General features: G+C 63.8%; 19 protein-coding genes. 15 read left to right on the forward strand and 4 right to left on the reverse strand.

Annotated features, from left to right (window positions below; translation table 11 throughout):
- Positions 1-192 precede the first annotated feature (192 nt).
- A complete protein-coding gene (locus NOM55_RS01455) occupies positions 193-942 on the reverse strand; it encodes a hypothetical protein (protein ID WP_255907179.1) in 750 nt (249 codons plus the stop codon).
- A gap of 143 nt (positions 943-1,085) precedes the next feature.
- Between NOM55_RS01455 and NOM55_RS01460 the strand changes: the two genes are divergently transcribed.
- From NOM55_RS01460 to NOM55_RS01515, 12 genes are all read left to right on the forward strand, one after another.
- Positions 1,086-1,901, forward strand: a complete 816-nt coding sequence (locus tag NOM55_RS01460) for a basic amino acid ABC transporter substrate-binding protein (protein WP_255907180.1) — start codon at positions 1,086-1,088, stop codon at positions 1,899-1,901.
- A 67-nt stretch (positions 1,902-1,968) separates the two neighbouring features.
- Positions 1,969-2,712 (forward strand): amino acid ABC transporter permease, encoded by a 744-nt coding sequence (locus NOM55_RS01465; RefSeq protein ID WP_047966323.1) that lies wholly within the window; start codon positions 1,969-1,971, stop codon positions 2,710-2,712.
- 117 nt (positions 2,713-2,829) lie between these two features.
- Positions 2,830-5,490 carry a DNA gyrase subunit A gene (gene gyrA / locus NOM55_RS01470; protein WP_255907182.1) on the forward strand — a complete coding sequence of 887 codons (2,661 nt, stop codon included), beginning with the start codon at positions 2,830-2,832 and terminating at the stop codon, positions 5,488-5,490.
- Complete coding sequence (locus tag NOM55_RS01475; RefSeq protein WP_255907184.1) at positions 5,487-5,957, forward strand: PaaI family thioesterase; 471 nt, start codon at positions 5,487-5,489, stop codon at positions 5,955-5,957. The genes gyrA and NOM55_RS01475 overlap by 4 nt, the downstream gene beginning before the upstream one ends.
- Entirely contained in the window at positions 5,954-6,400 is a 447-nt protein-coding gene (locus tag NOM55_RS01480; RefSeq protein WP_120809697.1) for a PaaI family thioesterase, read from the forward strand. The genes NOM55_RS01475 and NOM55_RS01480 overlap by 4 nt, the downstream gene beginning before the upstream one ends.
- Before the next feature lie 25 nt (positions 6,401-6,425).
- On the forward strand, positions 6,426-7,511 hold the full coding sequence (gene serC / locus NOM55_RS01485) for a 3-phosphoserine/phosphohydroxythreonine transaminase (RefSeq protein ID WP_255907186.1): 1,086 nt from the start codon (positions 6,426-6,428) through the stop codon (positions 7,509-7,511).
- A gap of 141 nt (positions 7,512-7,652) precedes the next feature.
- Positions 7,653-8,870: an MFS transporter gene (locus NOM55_RS01490; RefSeq protein ID WP_255907187.1), complete on the forward strand. Its 1,218-nt coding sequence runs from the start codon at positions 7,653-7,655 to the stop codon at positions 8,868-8,870.
- A 93-nt stretch (positions 8,871-8,963) separates the two neighbouring features.
- The gene (locus tag NOM55_RS01495) at positions 8,964-9,581 is read left to right on the forward strand and encodes an O-methyltransferase (RefSeq protein ID WP_255907188.1); all 618 of its coding nucleotides are present in this window, start codon (positions 8,964-8,966) and stop codon (positions 9,579-9,581) included.
- 3 nt (positions 9,582-9,584) lie between these two features.
- Positions 9,585-10,658, forward strand: a complete 1,074-nt coding sequence (gene pheA, locus NOM55_RS01500; RefSeq protein ID WP_047966316.1) for a prephenate dehydratase — start codon at positions 9,585-9,587, stop codon at positions 10,656-10,658.
- A 46-nt stretch (positions 10,659-10,704) separates the two neighbouring features.
- Positions 10,705-11,292 (forward strand): TIGR00730 family Rossman fold protein, encoded by a 588-nt coding sequence (locus tag NOM55_RS01505; RefSeq protein WP_255907189.1) that lies wholly within the window; start codon positions 10,705-10,707, stop codon positions 11,290-11,292.
- A gap of 49 nt (positions 11,293-11,341) precedes the next feature.
- Positions 11,342-12,361, forward strand: coding sequence for a 3-deoxy-7-phosphoheptulonate synthase (gene aroF / locus NOM55_RS01510; RefSeq protein ID WP_120809701.1), 1,020 nt, complete (start codon positions 11,342-11,344; stop codon positions 12,359-12,361).
- A 10-nt stretch (positions 12,362-12,371) separates the two neighbouring features.
- Entirely contained in the window at positions 12,372-12,833 is a 462-nt protein-coding gene (locus NOM55_RS01515) for an OsmC family protein (RefSeq protein ID WP_255907190.1), read from the forward strand.
- A 60-nt stretch (positions 12,834-12,893) separates the two neighbouring features.
- On the opposite strand, the gene NOM55_RS01520 is transcribed toward NOM55_RS01515, so the two are convergent.
- Genes NOM55_RS01520 through dapF form a run of 3 tightly spaced genes read right to left on the reverse strand, consistent with a single transcriptional unit; the run spans position 12,894 to position 14,943 of the window.
- Positions 12,894-13,457, reverse strand: a complete 564-nt coding sequence (locus NOM55_RS01520) for a hypothetical protein (RefSeq protein WP_255907191.1) — start codon at positions 13,455-13,457, stop codon at positions 12,894-12,896.
- Positions 13,454-14,092: a DUF484 family protein gene (locus tag NOM55_RS01525; RefSeq protein ID WP_255907194.1), complete on the reverse strand. Its 639-nt coding sequence runs from the start codon at positions 14,090-14,092 to the stop codon at positions 13,454-13,456. The genes NOM55_RS01520 and NOM55_RS01525 overlap by 4 nt, the downstream gene beginning before the upstream one ends.
- Before the next feature lie 20 nt (positions 14,093-14,112).
- Entirely contained in the window at positions 14,113-14,943 is an 831-nt protein-coding gene (gene dapF, locus NOM55_RS01530) for a diaminopimelate epimerase (protein WP_047966311.1), read from the reverse strand.
- A gap of 122 nt (positions 14,944-15,065) precedes the next feature.
- On the opposite strand from dapF, the gene NOM55_RS01535 reads away from it, so the two are divergent.
- From NOM55_RS01535 to NOM55_RS01545, 3 genes are read left to right on the forward strand one after another with little or no spacing between them, the layout of a single operon-like run.
- On the forward strand, positions 15,066-15,644 hold the full coding sequence (locus NOM55_RS01535) for a TetR/AcrR family transcriptional regulator (protein ID WP_255907195.1): 579 nt from the start codon (positions 15,066-15,068) through the stop codon (positions 15,642-15,644).
- 51 nt (positions 15,645-15,695) lie between these two features.
- A complete protein-coding gene (locus NOM55_RS01540; RefSeq protein ID WP_255907196.1) occupies positions 15,696-16,193 on the forward strand; it encodes a DUF4442 domain-containing protein in 498 nt (165 codons plus the stop codon).
- Positions 16,194-16,203: 10 nt separating this feature from the next.
- Positions 16,204-17,016 (forward strand): crotonase/enoyl-CoA hydratase family protein, encoded by an 813-nt coding sequence (locus NOM55_RS01545; protein WP_255907197.1) that lies wholly within the window; start codon positions 16,204-16,206, stop codon positions 17,014-17,016.
- The last annotated feature ends 38 nt before the right edge of the window (positions 17,017-17,054 follow it).

Here is a 17,054-nt window from a genome sequence, read left to right on the forward strand (position 1 = left end):
GTTGGCGGGCCGTTTATTTGGCGTTGCCGGACGCGCGGCTTAGAACGTATTCACGATCTCGCGAGCTAGAGCGAGACAAGGCGAAAACGGCTGAGGAAGCGGCGTTTAACTAGAGATAAACAAGCATTCCGAAGCCGTTTTCAACGCTGTATCGCCCTGTGAGATCAGTTGCAGCAGATCGTGAACAGCTTCTTAGTGCGCCTGGCGCCGCGGCTGCGGGTGGCGGCGGGCCTTGGCGCTGGTCTTGCGCTTGGCTTGGGCAACGCTGCTGCGCTTGCCGCTGGCGTTCAGCGCGGCTTTGCGTGTCTTGCGCTGCTTGAGGGTTTGCTTGCTGCCGGTACGGCTGGCCTTGGCCGTGGTCTTTGCGTGGGCGCTGCGCTTGGCGGTGTTCGCTGCCGCCTTCTGGCGCTTGTGGGCGGCGAGGCTGCGCTGGCCGGCGCCAGCCTTGCGGCTGCTGACCACTTTGCCGTTTTTGGCGCGCTTGCCCACCGCGCGCTGGCGAACTGCGGCTTTTTTGCCGACACGCGCCGCCTTGTTGCCGCGCACGCTCTGCTTACCGTTGCGCAGCTGCTGGCGTGCCTTGCCGGCGCGTTGCGTCGTGGCCGCCTGCTTCAGCTGGCGAGACGATTTCCGGGCGGCCGGCTGGCTATGGCTGCGCTTGCTGCGGCGCGTTTCCGCCTGCTCGTGGCGCGGCTGTTGTCGCGGGCTGCTGGTTTTATCTTGGGTGGTGGTCGCTGTTGCGGGCTGAATATTGCGCGCTGGTACGTCATTTGCTTTATTACTGCCGCCGCTGGCGGGTGCGGTCTTGCTGGCGGCTTTGCTTTGGCGTGGCGGCTGGAAGTCGCCCGGCAGCGGGGCGTCTTCACCGGTGGCGAAGCTGTTGCCGGCGCAGCTCAGAATGAGGGCGCCAAGTGCTGCAGCGCAAAAACGGGACAATGGCATGGTCGGTAATGTCGTTGGCTAAATAATGTAGGTATAAATATCCGGCTGCGGTGCGTTGTGGCACCGTAACGGGCTTGTTATATTAGCACGCGCGCCGTTTCGGGCACGAACGGTCAATACGAGAATCGACGGAGATTACAAGTATGAAGAACACGAGAAGAACGCTGCTGGCGGGGATGTTGTTGTCGGTTTTTGCCGTGGCAGGTTGCGGCAAGAAGGCGGAAGAACCGGCGGCATCGGCAGCCAGTGATGCGGCGCCGGCCGTGGCGCAGGTGGCCGAGTACGTGGTGGGCACCGATGCCAGCTATGCACCATTCGAGTTCCAGAATGACCAGAGCCAGATCGTCGGCTTCGACATCGAGGTGTTGAGCGCGGTGGCGGACAAGGGTGGTTTCAAGGTCAAGTTCGTCAATACGCCGTGGGAAGGCATGTTCGCCACCCTGGGGCAGGGCGACCGCGACATCCTGTCTTCGGCGATCACCATCACCGACGAGCGCAAGCAGAGCATGGATTTCTCCGAGCCATACTTTGAGGCACGCCAGCTGATCGCAGTCGGCAAGGGCGTCACCGACGTGAAGACCTTCCAGGATCTGAAGAACAAGAAGGTGGCGGTACAGACCGGCACCACCGGCGACGAAGTGGTGCAGAAACTGCTGGGCAAGACCAGCTCCAGCATCAAGCGTTTCGAGAGCATGCCGCTGGCGCTGAAAGAGCTGGAAACCGGTGGCGTTGACGCGGCGGTGGGTGACAACGGCGTGGTGATCAACTATGTGAAGAACAACCCGCAGCACGGCATGACCACGGTGGAAGACCTGCAGAGCTTCGCGCCGGAGTATTATGGCTTCGCGGTGAAGAAGGGCAATCAGGAGCTGCTGGACAAGGTCAACGCCGGTATCAAGGCGATCAAGGCTGACGGCACCTACGACCAGATCTTCAACGAGTATTTTGGCACCAAGTAATCAATTAGCTGCATGAAGAACCGGGCCCGCCTCGAGCCGGCCCGGTTTTTTTGCAGGGGGAAGCAATATGGATTTTCGCTGGGGAATGATCGCCGACTACGCGCCACTGTTCGTGGAAGGCGTGCAAATGACGATCATCATTACGCTGGTGGCGGTGGTGTTCGGCACCCTGATCGGCCTGTTCATGGGCATGGCGCGGCTGGCGGATGCGCCGCACGGCCTGAGCCGTTATCTGGTGCGTTACCTGGTGCGCATGCCTGCTGGCGCCTACGTGACCTTTTTTCGCGGCACGCCCTTGTTCGTACAAATCCTGCTGGTGCACTTTGCGCTGATGCCGCTGCTGATCCATCCGGTGGACGGCCTGGTGATCAATGGCGATATCGCCCGCGACATCCGCCAGAATTACGGTGCCTTCATTTCCGGCCTGCTGGCGCTGACGCTGAACGCCGGTGCCTACATCACCGAGATCTTCCGTGCCGGCATCCAGTCCATCGACAAGGGGCAGATGGAGGCCGCGCGCTCGCTGGGGCTCTCCTACGGTCAGACCATGAAGTTCGTGATCGTGCCGCAGGCGTTCCGCCGCATGCTGCCGCCGCTGGGCAACGAGGCGATCATGCTGCTGAAAGACAGCTCGCTGGTGTCGGCGATTGGCCTGGCTGAACTGGCCTTCGCCGCGCGGACCGTGGCCGGTGTGTACTCGCGCTACTGGGAGCCGTACCTGACCATTTCCTTCATCTATCTGGCATTGACGATGTTGATGGCGTGGGGGATTTCCCGTCTGGAGAAAAAGCTGCAGATCGGCGCGCGCTGAGCGATGCCGGGTGCTTGGCAAAAAGGCCGCGACAGCGGCCTTTTTGCTTGTCTGGCGGGCGTCTTGGTGTCATTTCATGTTAGAATATCGAATATTTTGCCATGATTACGGATTTCCATGACCGACCAGCTTTTTGCCAAGGAAACACTCCCGATTAGCCTGGAAGAGGAGATGCGCCGTTCCTATCTCGATTACGCAATGAGCGTGATCGTCGGCCGCGCCCTTCCTGATGTCCGAGATGGCCTCAAGCCCGTGCATCGCCGGGTGCTGTACGCCATGCATGAGCTTTCCAACGACTGGAACCGTGCCTACAAGAAATCGGCGCGTATTGTCGGTGACGTGATCGGTAAGTATCACCCGCACGGCGATACCGCGGTGTACGACACCATCGTGCGTCTGGCGCAGAATTTCAGCCTGCGCTACCCGCTGGTGGACGGTCAGGGCAACTTCGGTTCCATCGACGGCGACAACGCCGCCGCGATGCGATACACCGAAATCCGCATGGCGCGCATCGCGCACGAACTGCTGGCCGACCTCGACAAGGAAACCGTCGACTTCGGCCCCAACTACGACGGCTCCGAGCAAGAGCCGCTGATCATGCCGACGCGCATCCCGAACCTGCTGATCAACGGCAGCTCCGGTATCGCGGTGGGCATGGCCACCAATATTCCGCCGCACAACCTGAACGAAGTGGTCGATGCCTGCCTCGCCTTGCTGGACAACAGCGAGCTGACCATCGACGAGCTGATCGACATCATCCCGGCGCCGGACTTCCCGACCGCCGGCATCATTTACGGTACTGCCGGCATCAAGGAGGCGTACCGCACCGGTCGCGGTCGCGCCATCATGCGCGCCCGTGTCCACTTCGAGGACATCGGCAAGGGCGACCGCCAGGCGATCATCGTCGACGAGATCCCGTACCAGGTAAACAAGTCGCGGCTGCTGGAGCGCATCAGCGAGTTGGTGCGCGAGAAGCTGATCGAGGGCATTTCCGACCTGCGCGACGAATCGGACAAGTCCGGCATGCGCGTGGTGATCGAGCTCAAGCGCGGCGAAATGCCGGAAGTGGTGCTCAACCACCTGTACAAGCTGACCCAGCTGCAGGACAGCTTCGGCATCAACATGGTGGCACTGGTCGACGGTCAGCCGCGCCTGCTGAACCTGAAGCAGATCATCGACGAATTCCTGCGTCACCGCCGCGAAGTGGTGACGCGCCGTACCATTTTCGAACTGCGCAAGGCCCGCGAACGTGGCCACATCCTCGAAGGCCTGGCGGTGGCACTGTCCAACGTCGACGAGATCATCGCGCTGATCAAGGCTTCCGAAGCGCCGCCGCAGGCCAAGGCGGCACTGATGGGTCGCGCCTGGCGCTCGGAGCTGGTGGAAGGCATGCTGTCGCGCGTCGACCAGAGCTACGCCCGCCCGGATGGCCTGGCAGCCGAGTACGGTCTGCACGCCGACGGCTACCGCCTGTCCGAAGTGCAGGCCCAGGCGATTCTGGATTTGCGCCTGCAGCGCCTGACCGGGCTGGAACAGGACAAGATCGTCGGCGAATACCGCGAGATCATGGACACCATCCTGGACCTGATCGACATCCTGGCGCGTCCGGAACGCATCAACCAGATCATCCATGACGAGCTGACCGCGGTGAAGCTGCAGTACGGCGACAAGCGCCGCTCCGAGATCGAGCCGTTCGGCGGCGACATCAATATCGAAGACCTGATCACGCCGCAGGAGATGGTGGTGACCCTGTCGCACACCGGCTACCTCAAGGCGCAGCCGGTCGACGACTACCAGTCGCAGCGCCGTGGCGGCCGCGGCAAGCAGGCGGCGGCAACCAAGGACGACGACTTCATCAACACGCTGTTCGTGGCCAATACCCACGACTACGTGTTGTGCTACTCCTCGTTTGGCCGTTGCTACTGGATCAAGGTCTACGACATGCCGCAGGGAGGCCGTACCAGCCGCGGCAAGCCGATTGTCAACGTGCTGCCGCTGGCGGAAGGCGAGAAGATCAACGCCATGCTGCCGGTGAAGGCGTTTACCGGCAACGACAGTACCGAGCTGGACGACGACATCGAAGTCAGCGACAAGGTCAAGGGCCCGTTCGTGTTCATGTGTACCGCCAACGGCACCGTGAAGAAGACGCCGCTGGAAGCGTTCTCGCGCCCGCGCAGCGCCGGCATTATCGCCGTCAAGCTGGACGAGGGCGACAAGCTGGTTGGCGTGGCGCTGACCAGCGGCAATGACCAGATCATGCTGTTCTCCAATGCCGGCAAGGCGGTGCGCTTCGACGAAAGCGGCGTGCGTGCCATGGGTCGTAACGCCACCGGCGTGCGCGGCATGGCGCTGGGCGAAGGCCAGCAGGTGATTTCGCTGCTGGTGGCCAACAGCGACGAGCAGCAAGTGCTGACCGCCAGCGATGGCGGCTACGGCAAGCGTACCCGTGTCGGCGAGTTCCGCCACACCAGTCGCGGCACCCAGGGCGTGATCGCCATGGACCTGACCGACAAGACCGGCCTCGCGCTGGTGACCGCCAGCCTGGTGGAAGACAGCGACGACGTGATGCTGATCACCACCGGCGGCGTGCTGATCCGTACCAAGGTCGACCAGGTGCGCGAGACCGGCCGTGCGGCGCAGGGTGTGCGCCTGATCAACCTGGACGACGGCGAGAAGCTGATCTGCCTGGTCAAGGTTGCCGAAAGCGAAGACGACGCCGCGGAAGAGGGCGACGAGGCTGCGGCCAACCTTGAGGCGGGCGAGGGCGCGGCAGAATGACGGACGCGGCACCGGCCAACGAAAAGCTGCTGGCGACGGCGGGCGCGCTGTTCGTGTCCTTCCCGCACTGCGTGACGCTGGGCATGCAATACCTTGGCAGCGTTGGCCGCAAGCCGACGCTGAAGGTGGACTGGCGCGACGATCTGGTCGGCAATCCGGCCAGCGGCGTGCTGCATGGCGGAGTGATCACCTCCATCGTCGACACCACCAGCGCCATCGCGGTGACCGCGCACATGACCGAGCTGGAAACCATCGCCACGCTGGACCTGCGCATCGACTACCTGAAGGCGGCCACGCCGGGCAAGGCCATCTACTGCACCGCCGAGTGCTACCGCCTGGCCAGCCAGATCGCGTTCACCCGTGCCGTGTGCTACCACGACAGCCCGGATGACCCGATCGCCCATGGCGTCGCCACCTTCATGCGCGACTCCAACCCGAAGCCGATGCTGGTGGAGGGCGCGGCATGAGCCAGTTCATGGAAACCTTCCTCGCGCTGCGCGACGAGAAACGCTTCGCCGACATCATCGCCGCGGTGCCGTACGCCCGGCTGATGGGTGTGGCGTGCGGCGAAGACGAGAGCGGCGAGCTGCTGTTCTCGCTGCCGTTCGCCGAGCGCAATGTCGGCAACACCACGCTGCCGGCGCTGCATGGCGGCCTGATTGGCGGCTTTCTGGAAAATGCGGCCTTGCTGCACCTGATGTGGAACCGCGAGTCGCTGGAAGCGCCTAAGATCGTGGACTTCTCGCTGGATTACCTGCGTTCCGGCAAGGCCACCACGCTGTATGCGCAGTGCGAAATCACCAAGCAGGGCAAGCGCGTGGCGCACGTGCTGATCGAGGCCTGGCAGGAAGACCGCCGCAAGCCGGTCGCTGTCGCCCGTGCGCACTTCCTGCTCAGCACTCCTTCCTGATTTTGACGAGAAATAGAGGATAGTCATGGCCAAGGTGTACAACTTCTCAGCCGGTCCTGCCGTATTGCCCCACGAAGTGCTGGCAACCGCCCAGGCGGAAATGCTGGACTGGCACGGCTCCGGCATGTGCGTGATGGAAATGAGTCATCGCGGCAAGGAGTTCATGGAGATCATCCACGATGCCGAGCAGGATTTGCGCGCATTGATGGCGATCCCGGCCGGTTACAAGGTCTTGTTCCTGCAAGGCGGTGCCTCGCAGCAATTCTCCATGGTGCCGCTGAACCTGGCGCCGGTGGACGGCCACATCGACGTGCTGGATACCGGCCACTGGTCGAAGCTGGCGGTCAAGGAAGCGCGCCGCTACACCGGCGTCAACGTGGTGGCCAGCAGCAGCGACAGCAACTACGCCGTGGTGCCGGATGTTGCCAGCTGGCAGCGCACGCCGGACGCCGCCTACTTCCATTACACCTCCAACGAGACCATCGGCGGCCTGCAGTGCCCGTTCGTGCCGGAAGTGGGCGATACCCCGCTGGTGTGCGACATGTCGTCCGACTTCCTGTCGCGCGAAGTGGACGTGTCCAAATTCGGTCTGATCTACGCCGGTGCACAGAAGAACATCGGTCCGTCCGGCCTGACCGTGGTCATCGTGCGCGAAGACCTGCTCGGTCACGCCCAGGCGCAGACGCCGACCATGCTCGACTACCGCGTGCACGCCGACGCCGACTCGATGTACAACACCCCGGCCACCTATCCGATCTACATCGCCGGCCTGGTGTTCAAGTGGCTGAAGACGCGGGGCGGCATCAAGGGCATGCAGGCACGCAATGACGAAAAAGCCGGCCTGCTGTACCACATGATCGATAGCAGCAACGGCTTCTACTACAGCCATGTGCAGGCGCCGTACCGCTCGAAGATGAACGTGGTGTTCCGCCTGAAGGACGAGGCACTGGAAGACGTGTTCCTGTCCGAGGCAAAAAAGAACGGCCTGATGCAGCTCAAGGGCCATCGCTCGGTCGGCGGCATGCGCGCCTCGATCTACAACGCGATGCCGATCGAAGGCGTGAAGGCGCTGGTGCACTTCATGGAAGACTTCGCCCGCCAGCACGGCTGAGCGACAAGGTTGGCCGCAACGCAAAACCCGTCCTTGTGACGGGTTTTTTCATTGTTCGCAATCCGGATCAGTGTTTTTGCCGTGGAGACTGGCCGGCGGCGCATGAAGCAAGCATCATGTCGTTCTTGCTCCGGAGTTCCCATGACAGCCAATCGCCCCCTGATGTTCTTGTTGCTTGCCGCCGGTACCGTGGTCACCCTCAGCATGGGTATCCGCCACGGCTTCGGTTTTTTCCTGCCGCCGATGACGCAATCGTTCGGCTGGACGCGTGAAACCTTTGCCTTTGCACTGGGTTTGCAGAACCTGGTGTGGGGGCTGGCGCAGCCGTTTTCCGGCGCGCTGGCCGACCGGCACGGCCCCGGGCGCGTGCTGCTGGCCGGTGGCGTGCTGTACGCCGCCGGGCTGGCGCTGATGACGCTGTCCAGTAGCGGCGTGCTGCTTTCCGGTTCCGCCGGCCTGCTGATCGGCCTTGCCCTGTCGTGTACCACCTATAGCGTGGTGTTCTCGGTGATCGTGCGGGCGGTGGCGCCGGAATTCCGCTCCCGCGCCATGGGCCTGACGGCGGCGGCCGGCTCTTTCGGCCAGTTCATCATGGTGCCGGTCGAGCGCGGCCTGATCGACGGCCTGGGGTGGATGCCGGCGCTGTTGGTGCTGGCGGTCACCGCCGCCTTGCTTCTGCCGCTGGCGGCGCCGCTGGAAAAGGCCTATCGGCAGGCGCCGGCGCTGCCGTTGTCGCCGGGCAGTATGCTGCGCGGCATGAGCGACACCTTTGCCATGGCCTGGCAGCAGCGTTCGTTCCGGCTGCTGATGGTCGGCTATTTTGTCTGCGGCTTCCAGGTGGTGTTTGTCGGCGTGCACCTGCCGGCCTATCTGCGCGATCACGGCCTGTCCGGCGAGGTGGCCAGTCTGGCGCTGGCGCTGATCGGCTTGTTCAACATCGCCGGCACCTACGTCGCCGGCCACCTCGGCAGCAGCCGGCCGAAGCCGATGCTGCTGGCCGGGATCTACTTCCTGCGCAGCATCGTGGTCACCATCTTCATTCTGGCACCGCTGACGCCGTGGTCGGTGGCGCTGTTTGCCGCGGCGATGGGCTTCTTGTGGCTGTCAACGGTGCCGCTGACCAATGGCGTGCTGGTCAGCCTTTTCGGCGTACGTCACCTGGGCATGTTGTCGGGCGCGGTCTTCTTCTCGCACCAGGTCGGCAGCTTCCTCGGGGTGTGGCTGGGTGGGCTGCTGTACGATCGTACCGGCAGCTACGACGTGGTGTGGTGGTTGACGGTGTTGCTGGGGTTGCTGGCCACTGCGGCCAACCTGCCGGTGCGCGAGCAACCGGTGCCGGCGGTGGCGGCGCAGTCATGAACTGGCTGGCGGCAGCGTGCGGCGTGCTGGTGCTGGTGGCGGGGCTGTGGGCGTACCTGCGCCCGGATTTCGTGGTCGATGCGGCAAACCTGATTGCCGCCTGTTTCTGAAGGGGATGACATGTTGACTGGGGAGCGGCTCGCGCGGCTGCAGCAATTGTGGGAAGACAACGAGGCACACGACCGCCATGCGGCCGCCCGTGCCGAGAAGCGGCTGACCATTACGCCGCAGACCGGGCGTTTCCTGTACCAGCTGTCACGCACCCGCCGTGCACGTATCACGCTCGAAATCGGCACCTCCAGCGGCTATTCCACGCTGTGGCTGGCACTGGCGGCGCAGGCGCACAAGGGGCAGGTGGTGTCGGTCGATCATTCCGCGCACAAGATCGCGCTGGCGCATGCCAACCTGCAGGCTTTCGCGCTGGAACCGGTAGTGACGCTGCACACCGACGACGCGTTCGCGGTGCTGGCCAATACCGCCGACGAATCGGTCGATCTGCTGTTTCTCGACGCCGACCGGCAGCGTTATCCCGGCTACTGGCCGGAGATCACGCGCATCCTGGCGCCCGGCGCCTTGCTGGTGATGGACAACGCCTTATCCCATGTCGAAGAATGTGCGCCTTTTGTACAAGCAGTGCTTGCTACGCGTGGCTATCTCGCGGAAACTTACCCCATCGGAAAAGGCCAGTTTGTCATACTGAAAGACTTGTAAATCGTGTCGGAACAACAGCTCAAGCAACACCGCGATGCCATCGACCGCATCGACATCGAGATTCTCCATCTTCTCAACCAGCGCGCCCAGCACGCCCGTGAAATCGGCGAGATCAAGGGTGGCGGCATCATCTACCGTCCGGAGCGCGAGGCGCAGGTGCTGCGCCGCATCAAGGAGCAGAACCCCGGGCCGCTGCCCGGCGAATCCGTGGCGCGCCTGTTCCGCGAAATCATGTCGGAATGCCTGGCGCTGGAAAAGCCGCTGTCCATTGCCTACCTCGGCCCGGAGGGTACTTTCAGCCAGCTGGCGACGCTGAAGCACTTCGGCCATGCCGCACGCACCGTCGCCTGTTCCTCCATCGACGAAGCCTTCCGGCTGGTGGAAGCGCGGGCGCTGGATTACGTGGTGGCACCGGTGGAAAACTCCACCGAGGGCGCGGTTGGCCGCACGCTGGACCTGATGGTCAGCACGCCGCTGAAAGTGTGCGGCGAAGTGGTGCTACGCATCCACCACCACCTGCTGCGCAATAGCGCCGGCACCGACGGCATTCGCCGCGTCTATGCCCACGCCCAGGCGCTGGCTCAGTGCCACGAGTGGCTGAACAAGAACCTGCCGGCCGATGTCGAGCGGGTGTCGGTGGCCAGCAATGCCGAGGCGGCAAGGTTGGCCGCAGAGGATGGCAGCTGTGCTGCGATTGCCGGCCAGGCGGCGGCGGAGCGCTTCAACCTGCTGAAGCTGGCGGAAAACATCGAGGACGAGCCGAACAACACCACCCGCTTCCTGGTGCTGGGGCATCAGGATGTCGGCCAGACCGGCCAAGACAAGACCTCGCTGATCGTGTCGGCGCCGAACCGTCCGGGTGCGGTGCACTACCTGTTGGCGCCGATTGCCGACAACGGCGTATCGATGACCAAGTTCGAATCGCGGCCATCGCGTGCCGGGCTGTGGGACTACGTGTTCTTCATCGATGTCGAAGGCCACCACGACGATCCGAATGTCGCCAAGGCGCTGCAGGGGCTGATGGAGCGTACCTCCTTCGTGAAGGTGCTGGGCGCCTACCCGCAAGCCGTTCTCTGACATATTGCCAGGCCGGCATCGTGCCGGCCGTTGATGGATTAAATGTATGACTATCCAGTCTGTTTGCCTGTTTTGTGGTTCCAACAAGGGTTCGCGCGCCGCTTACGAGCAGGCGGCGGTCGAGCTGGGCCGGACGCTGGCGCAGCGCGACATCGCGCTGGTGTACGGCGGCGGCAATGTTGGCCTGATGGGGGCTGCCGCGGATGCGGCGCTGGCGGCCGGCGGCCGCGTGATCGGCGTGATCCCGGGCTTTTTGCGCGAGAAAGAACTGGCGCACCAGGGCCTGTCCGAGCTGCATGTCACGCAAACCATGCACGAGCGCAAGGCGCTGATGGAAGACCTGTCCGGCGGCTTTGTCGCCTTGCCCGGCGGCTTCGGCACCTACGACGAACTGTTCGAGATGCTGACCTGGGGCCAGCTGTCGGTGCACAGCAAGCCGATCGGGCTGCTGAATGTAGACGGCTTCTTCGACCCCTTGCTGGCGATGATCCGTCACAGTGTAGCCGAGGGCTTTGTCGCGGAAGGCAATCTGCAGCTGTTCGTGGTGGCGGATAATATTGACGAGCTGCTGGCCAGGATGAACGCCTACCGGCCAGCACCGGTCAACAAGTGGTTGTCGCACGACCGCATCTGAGTTTGTCGCCGGCCTCGCCGGCTTTTCTGTTTATACGGGGACGGTTTTCATGATTATCGTGATGTCGCCAGCCGCCAGTGCGCAAAGCATTGAAGACGTGATCGGCAAGATCCGTGCGGCGGGCTTGAGCGAGCACGTGTCGCGCGGCACCGAGCGCACCATTATCGGCGCCGTCGGTGACGAGCGTTCGCTGCAGCCGAGCATGTTCGAGATGATGCCCGGGGTGGAGCGGGCGCTGCGGGTGCTGAAAGACTATCGCATCGTGTCGCGCGAGGTGCAGCCGGACAATACGGTGGTGCACGTGCGCGGGCTGGCCATCGGCGGTGCCGCGGTGCAGGTGATTGCCGGGCCGTGTGCGGTGGAAACCGCGCCGCAGATGCAGCAGGCGGCCAGGCTGGTGCGCGAGGGCGGCGCCCGCTTGCTGCGCGCTGGCGCCTTCAAGCCGCGCACCAGTCCGTACAGCTTCCAGGGGCTGGGCGTGGTCGGGCTGGACTATCTGCAGGAGGCGGCGCGGCAGCAGGGGCTGCCGGTGGTGTCGGAGCTGATGGACATCCGCCTGCTGGACACTTTTCTTGAGTACGACATCGACGTGATCGAGATCGGTGCACGCAATATGCAGAACACCGATCTGCTGAAAGAGGTTGGCCGCATCAACAAGCCGGTGATCCTCAAGCGCGGCCTGTCGGCGACGGTCAGCGAGTGGCTGATGGCCGCCGAGTACATCGCCATCGGCGGCAACCACAACATCATCTTTTGCGAGCGCGGCGTGCGCAGCTTTGACCCGGCGGCGCGCAACACGCTGGACGTGACCGCGATTCCGCTGCTGAAGCGCGAGACGCACCTGCCGGTGATCGTCGACCCCAGTCATGCCGGCGGCAAGGCGTGGCTGGTGCCGGCGCTGTCGTGTGCGGCGCTGGCGGCGGGTGCCGACGGCCTGATGCTGGAGGTGCATCCCGATCCGGCGCAGGCGTGGTGTGATGGTGATCAGGCGCTGGATGGCGCGGCGTTTGGCAGTCTGATGGCGCAACTGCGCCCGTTGGCCCAGGTGTTGGGTCGCAGCTTGGCATAAGGGGAGCGTGATGAGCGACCAGGAACAGGAAATTGTAAGGCTGACCCAGATCGACAACTACCGCTTCGACAATCGCTTTGAAGGTGGGGACTATCAGTTGCTGACCGATGAGCCGGCGCCGCTGGGCGACAATAGCGGGCCGTCACCGTCGCAGCTGCTGGTGGCCGCCGCGGCCAACTGTCTGTGCGCTAGCCTGTTGTTCTCGTCGCGCAAGTTCCACCTCGATGTCGCGCCGCTGTCGTGCGAGGCGGTAGCCACCATCAGCCGCAATGAACGCAAGCGGCTGCGGGTGACGCGCATCGATGTCACGCTGCAGTGTGGCAAGCCGCTGCAGGGGCAGCCCAATCTGGAGCGGCTGTTGACCAGCTTCGAAGATTTTTGCACCGTATCACAGAGCATCAGCCAGGGCATTACCATTGCGCTGACGGTGCTGGATAAGGATGGCACGGTACTGAAGTCGCCCGCCGCCTGAGCTGCCTGAGCGCGGCACCAACAAAAAACCGGATGGGGTAACCATCCGGTTTTTTTGCATTTACAGGTAGCGCAAGAACAGCGGCACCAGGATCTCGGCGATCCAGCCCAGCAGCAGCGGCGGCACCAGCAGCGCGAACAGGATGCCCCACCATGGCGTGCGCTGTTGCGGCCGGCTGATGGCAAGCAGGGTGCGGTACAGCGCGTAGCCGGTAAGCGCGACAAATGGCGGCAGCGTGGCCAGCGCCTGCAGCGGGCGTCCGGCCAGCAGCGGGTTGAGCAGCAGCATGCCGGCCAACAGGCAGGCCTGGCTGAGGAAGTAGCTGCCCATCTTCAGCGACAGTCCGCGCAGCAGCACGCCGGAGCGGCGGTATTCGCCGCAGCCGAGCAGCGCCAGTGCGCCGGCCAGCCCCAGCCACAGGTAGGCATAGAACAGTGGCAGCCATACCGGCACCAGCGCCAGCGACGGCAGGTACAGCCGGAAGAAGACGGCGCTGACGACATAGGCCGACACCACGGCCAGTACGGCGGTCACGCTATCGCTGGCGATCAGTCGCCACAGTGCGTGCAGCACATAGAGCAGCAGTGGCGACAGCAGGATCAGGCTGGAGAGGGAGGGCGTCATGCCGCGGCCAGCACCCGTTGCAGCGCCACGGCGACCAGTTCGCCCATCTGCGCCAGGTAGTGGGTCTGCATGTCCTGCGAGAAGCGCTGACTGTCCTCGCTGCCCAGTACCAGCAGGCCGAAGGCATCGCCCTGCTGGTGCAGCGCGATGGTGGCAAACGATTGCAGTACCGGCTGGGTCGGGAACCAGCTCAGGATTTCGTCGTTGACGTAAGGGCCGCAGTACGGTGCGCACAGGTTGCCGGCCAGCAGGCGGATGTCCTGCTTGGCGTTGTAGAACGGGCTGGGGTTGGCCGCATCGTGCCATAGCCGCAGCGCCACGCGTTGCAGGCCGAACTGCTTGTCGAAGGTGCGCACGATGGCGTCAACGGCCTGTTCCAGGGTGTCGGCCTGCATTAGCGCCAGGCTCAGCTGGTGACAGCGCGACAGGATCAGGTCGTTCTGCTCGCCATGCCTTACCAGCTGCACCAGCCGCGCTTCCAACTGGCGGTTCTGGTCTTTCATTTCCAGCAGCTGGCGCTCGGCGAAGGACACCACCACCCGGTCGTGGCTGCTTTTCAGGCCGAAGCGCGGTGCATGCTGGTTGAGGAAGTCCGGATGGGCATCAAGAAAGGCAAGAACATCATCATTTTGCACGCTGCGACTCCGCTATCAGGTCAGATTTCAATTTCACCGGTAAATACGGTCACCGCCGGGCCGGTCATCTTCACCGGATGGCCGGGGCCGCCCCATTCGATATTCAGGTCGCCTCCACGGGTATGCACCAGCACGCGGCTGTCGAGCTGGCCGCGCTGGATGCCGGCCACCACCGCGGCACAGGCGCCGGTGCCGCAGGCCAGGGTTTCACCCGCACCGCGCTCGTAGACGCGCAGGCGGATTTCGCCGCGGTTCACGATCTGCATGAAGCCGGCGTTGACCTTTTCCGGGAAGCGCGGGTGCGACTCCACCAGCGGGCCTTGCTGTGCTACCGGTGCGCTGTCCACGTTATTGACGACGCAAACTGCGTGCGGGTTCCCCATCGACACCACGGTGACGTCGATCGAGTCGTCGCCGATGGCCAGCGGGTGGGTGATGGCATCGCCGTCGGCGATGAACGGTACCTCCAGCGATTTCAGTCGCGGCACGCCCATGTCCACCGTGATCAAGCCGTTGCTGTGGTATTCCGGCACGATCACGCCCTTGGCGGTTTCAACGCGGATGGCGCGCTTGTTGGTCAGCTTTTGCTCGGTGACGAACTTCACGAAACAGCGGGCGCCATTGCCGCACTGTTCCACTTCGCTGCCGTCGTTGTTGAAGATGCGGTAGCGGAAGTCGTTTTCGCCGGCGTGCGGGGCTTCCACCAGCAGCAACTGGTCAAAGCCGATGCCCAGGTGACGGTCACCAAGCTGGCGCAGGCGCTCCGGCGTCAGGCCTACCGTCTGGCGGATGCCATCCACCACCACAAAGTCGTTGCCGAGGCCGTGCATTTTGCTGAACTTGAGTTTCATGGGAGGTACGCGTGTGAGGTACGGCAAAGTAAAAGGCCATCATAACCGAATAATTTGGCGGCAAACAGCATCGCGACATGGCGTGCATTGACACCTTACTGATCAGTAAGTAAAGTCGCGGAATGAAGCCTGAAACCGACGCCCGTATTACCGATACGCGCAAAAAAATCCTCGACCTGGCGGAAGCACTGATGCTCTCGCGCGGGTTCAATGCCTTCAGCTACCAGCACATCAGTGCCGAGCTGGGGGTGCGCAATGCCGCCATCCACTATCACTTCCCGAAAAAGAGCGATCTGGGCGTGGCGCTGATCGAGCGCTACTGCCGCCGCTTCGAGCGCTTCACCCAAGCACAGGCCGAACTGTCGCCGGGCGAGCAGCTGGAAAAGTATTTCGAGCTGGCCGACCGCTATTTCGGGCAGCAGCAGATCTGCCCGAGCGGCATCCTGTCGGCCGAGCTGCAGACCCTGCCCGACGACATGCGGCTGCAGACGCAGGCCTTTGTCGCGCTGATGCGCGGCTGGGCGGCGGACATCGTGCGCCGTGGCCGCGCCGCCGGGGTGATGCACTATCCCGGCACCGCCGAGGGCATGGGTGACGTGGTCTTTGCCGCGATGCAGGGCGCGCTGCAGCTGGCACGTTTCGACCAGCAGGCGCTGCAAGCGGTCAAGCTGCAGATACGGCTGCTGCTGGGCTGCCAGTAGTCATTCAGATAACAAGCAAATAACAACACGACAACACGAGAAGAGGGTTTGATGGAACAACAAAAAAACAGCATGTGCCGCATGGTGGACAAGACCGCGGCGCTGCCGGGCGGGCTGCGCTCCTGGGCGATCACCAAGCTATTCGGTAACTTCGTCCCGTTCCTCGGGACCGCCGGCCTGCGTTTCGACGAGGTCAGCCGCGAGCGCATGGTGGTCAGTATCCGTAACCGCAAGAAGGTGCAGAACCACATCAAGGGCCTGCACGCGGCGGCGATGGCGCTGCTGGCGGAAACGGCGACCGGTTTCGTGGTCGGCATGAACGTGCCGGACGACAAGCTGATGCTGCTGAAATCGATGAAGGTCGAGTACCTGAAGCGGGCGCAGGGCGACATGAAGGCAGTCGCGACGCTGGACCGCACCCAGGTTGGCCGCATGGCGACGGAAGAGAAGGGCGACGTGCTGGTGGAAGTGGTGGTGACCGACGAGTCCGGCGAATCCCCGATCCGCTGCGAGATGGTGTGGGCGTGGGTGCCCAAGAAGCGCAACTGAGGGCGACACGATGAGCTATGACACGATCACCGTCGAGGTGCGGCAGCAGGTCGCCCACGTGGCGCTGAACCGTCCGGACAAGGCCAACTCGCTCAACGAGGCGATGTGGCAGGAGTTGCAGCAGGCGATGGAGTGGTGCGATGCACAGTCGGAGGTGCGCGCCGTGGTGCTGTCCGGCAACGGCAAGCATTTCTGCGCCGGCATTGACCTCGCGATGCTGATGAACATGCAACGCGCCATCGAGGACAGCTGCGAGGCGCGCAAGCGCGACAAGTTGCGGCGGCTGATCGTCGGCCTGCAGGCCAATGTCAGCAGCCTGGAGCTGTGCCGCAAGCCGGTGATCGCCGCCATCCACGGCGCCTGTGTCGGCGGCGCGCTGGACATCGTGCTGGCCGCCGACATCCGCCTTGCCGCCGAGGGCGCCGTATTCAGCGTGCGCGAGGTCGATGTCGGCATGGTTGCCGATGTCGGCAGCCTGCAGCGTCTGGCGCGGGTGGTGGGCGAGGGCAATGCCCGCGAGCTGGCGCTGACCGCGCGCGACGTGCCGGCGGACGAGGCGCGGGCGATGCAGCTGGTCAATCGCGTGCTGCCGGATCGCGAGGCGCTGTTGCAGGCGGCGGAGGCGATGGCGCTGCAGATCGCGGCCAAATCGCCGCTGGCGGTGCAGGGCACCAAGGAGATCCTCAACTACAGCCGCGACCATAGCGTGGCCGAGGGACTGAATTACGTGGCGACCTGGAACGCGGCGATGTTGATGTCGGAAGACATCCAGGTGGCGGTGATGGCGGCGGTCAGCGGCGAGCGGCCGGTGTTCCGCGACTAGTTGGTAGCGCTCTGTCGCCGCGGCAGAAGTCTACGCGT

Source organism: Vogesella sp. AC12, from assembly GCF_024437575.1.
Classification (GTDB): Bacteria; Pseudomonadota; Gammaproteobacteria; order Burkholderiales; family Chromobacteriaceae; genus Vogesella; species Vogesella indigofera.